The 2,882-nt window shown below is 62.0% G+C and carries 3 protein-coding genes and 1 pseudogene; 3 read left to right on the forward strand and 1 reads right to left on the reverse strand.

Annotated features, from left to right (window positions below; genetic code table 11):
- A pseudogene (locus tag EN906_RS29425) lies at positions 1-632 on the forward strand (hypothetical protein); the annotation flags it as partial.
- Positions 633-763: 131 nt separating this feature from the next.
- Complete coding sequence (locus EN906_RS29430) at positions 764-1,396, forward strand: LysE family translocator (RefSeq protein ID WP_023813536.1); 633 nt, start codon at positions 764-766, stop codon at positions 1,394-1,396.
- 10 nt (positions 1,397-1,406) lie between these two features.
- Here the strand turns inward: EN906_RS29430 and EN906_RS29435 are convergent, their stop codons facing one another.
- Entirely contained in the window at positions 1,407-2,231 is an 825-nt protein-coding gene (locus EN906_RS29435) for a DUF2189 domain-containing protein (protein WP_127269027.1), read from the reverse strand.
- A 348-nt stretch (positions 2,232-2,579) separates the two neighbouring features.
- On the opposite strand from EN906_RS29435, the gene EN906_RS29440 reads away from it, so the two are divergent.
- The coding region (locus EN906_RS29440; RefSeq protein ID WP_245484355.1) for a pilus assembly protein TadG-related protein at positions 2,580-2,882 on the forward strand (303 nt) is incomplete at its 3' end.

The raw sequence follows: 2,882 nt of genomic DNA on the forward strand, positions 1-2,882 counted from the left end.
CCACTGGGCTCACCGCGATCAAGGCCGCGATCGACCTGATGAAGCCCGATGGCGGCACAAATGTTCCAGAAGGCATGGCCTGGGGATGGCGCGTGGTTTCGAGCGGCGAGCCCTTCACGCAAGGCCGCCCGGAAACCGAGAGAGGCAATGACAAGGTCGTGATCGTGCTGACCGACGGCGCCAACACCTACTACACGCCTTCTTCGCTCGGCTATTCCGACCCCGCCGATTCGAAGTCGACCTATGCATCCTTCGGCTATCTCAAACCCGGCTACAACGGCACGTCGGTGGGCCGCCTGTTCATGGGCACATCGAGCACCATTGGCCAATTCGATTATTCTAACGGCAATTATACCAACGCGCTCAACGAGCAGATGGCGACGCTTTGCAACAACGCCAAGGCAGCCAACATCATGGTGATGACTGTGGCGCTCGATCTGTCCACGACTAAAATCGCCGACCAGCAGGCGATCGAGGCGCTGAAATCCTGCTCGTCGAACTCGCGCTTCCGCAAGGATCCAACGGACGCGAGCAAGCCGGCAAAACTGTTCTGGAACGCTACCGGCGCCAGTTTGTCGAACGATTTCAAGGAAATCGGCAACGAACTGTCGAACCTGCGCATCGTCGGCTGATCCGTAGGCACCGGCGGCTAGCTGGAACAATAGCTGGCGCCGCCATGCACTTGCGCGCGCTGCCGGGGACAGGCACATCTTGGCCGCCTGCCGGATCGCGCGTCCATTCGCGGCGCGCGGGGGAAGAACAGATGCCCGAAACAGCCAATCATCTCGCCTTCGCGCTGGTCTGCCTCGGCATGGTGCTGACGCCTGGCCCCAACATGATCTATCTGATCTCGCGTTCCCTATCGCAGGGGCCGAAGGCGGGGCTGATCTCGCTTGGCGGCGTGGCACTCGGTTTTGTCTTCTATGTGCTGGCGGCGGCGTTCGGCATCACCGCGCTGCTGCTCGCCGTGCCCTACGCCTATGACGCGCTGCGCTTTGCCGGCGTGCTCTACCTGCTGTGGCTGGCCTGGCAGGCGGTGAAGCCGGGCGGACGCTCGCCGTTCGAAGTGCGCGAATTGCCGAGGGACAGGCCGCGCAAGCTTTTCGCCATGGGCCTGATGACCAATCTGCTCAATCCGAAGGTGGCCGTGCTCTATCTGTCGCTGTTGCCGCAGTTCATCAGCCCCGGCAAAGGCCACGTGCTGTCGCAGCTTCTGGTGCTCGGCGCGACGCAGATCTCGATCAGCCTCAGCGTCAATGCCGTCATCGCGGTGACGGCCGGTTCGATCGCCACCTTTCTCGCCGGACGGCCTTTGTGGCTGGTCATCCAGCGCTGGATGATGGGCACCGTGCTGGCGGCACTTGCGCTGAAGATGGCGACAGAGGCGCAGCGCTGAGGGTGCTGATCTACATCGGCCGCCTTATCTGCTGTGCCCGCTCCGGCTCGACCACCTTGCGGTAGAGATGCCAGGTGGCATGGCCGAGCACCGGCATGACGACGGCGAGCCCGGCAAACAGCGGGATCGAACCGATCACCAGAAGCACGGCGACCAGCAAGCCCCACAGCGCCATCTGCAGCGGGTTGGCCATCACCGCCCTGGCCGAGGTCTCGATGGCTGAGACGGCGCCGACGTCACGGTCGAGCAGCAGCGGGAAGGCAACCACGGTAGTGGCCAGCACGATTACGGCGAAGACAAAGCCCGCGGCATTGCCGGCAAGGATCAGCGTCCAGCCCTTGCTGGTGGTCAGCACGTCGCGGACGAAGCCACCGATCGAGGCCGGCGGCTGGTCGCCGAACAGGCCGGTGTAGATCGACTGCGCCGTGTAGAGCCACAACAGGAACAGCGCCACCAGCATGACGCCGATGACAGCGATCGACGGGACAGCGGACGAGCGCCGCACATCAAACGCGTGCCACCAGGAGGTGTTCATGCCGAGCTCACGCCGGCGGCTGATCTCGTAAAGGCCGAGCGCCGCAAACGGCCCGACCAGCGCGAAACCCGACATCAGGGGATAGATGAGCTGGATGGCATTGGCGCCGGACGTCCACTGCGTCAGGATCAGGCCGACGATGGGATAGATCAGGCACAGGAACACGTAGTGCGATGGTTTTGCCCAGAAATCCTCGAAGCCGAGGCGCAGCGCATCCCAAAGGTCCGACGTGGTGATGCGGCGCACCGTTGGCTGCACATGCATTCCACGTGCGTCCGCCATAACATGAAAGCCGGCCATAACCTTCCTCCCGTGTGTCGGGGCGGTCACCGCCTGGATGGCCGCCAGAGCTGCCACTTCAAGATCGAGAGGCATGATAGCAGAGTTGGCGGCGATTGTCGCCGCGTCAATTGCCTGGGGCGCAACTCCTCGTAGTGTTCAACTCTCCGTATGGCCTCTCATATGGCGTGCCTCGGCAGTCTTTCGTTTTAGCCAATCATTGTTCTGCATTTTAGCATTTACGCATTTTAGCATTTACTTAAATTACTCGTAGGGATCTCTGGCGTATCACCTGAGCTTTACGAGGTTCGGCGAGGAACTATGTTCGCATTGAGAGGCTTCTGGTCTTCGGAGCACGGCAACTTTGCCATGACGACCGCCGTCGCGATGCTGCCGATAATGATTGGTTTGGCCGGCGCCGTTGATCTGATCGGCACGAGCCATGACGCCTCGCAACTGCAGAACTCGCTGGACGCGGCGGGGCTCGCCATCGGCACGAAGTTCTCTCCCGATATGGCGGCCGGCGATGTCCAGGAGCTTGGGCTGCAATTCTTCGCCGCCAATATGAGCGTGGCCGACCAGCAGGAATATTTGGGCAGCGTCTCCGCTTTCGCGGCAACGGCAAGCGGCAGCCCAAGCGCCTACTTTATCTCGCTGTCGTCCAGCATAAGC

It is taken from the genome of Mesorhizobium sp. M7A.F.Ca.CA.004.06.1.1, from assembly GCF_003999135.1.
In the GTDB taxonomy this organism is placed as follows: Bacteria; Pseudomonadota; Alphaproteobacteria; order Rhizobiales; family Rhizobiaceae; genus Mesorhizobium.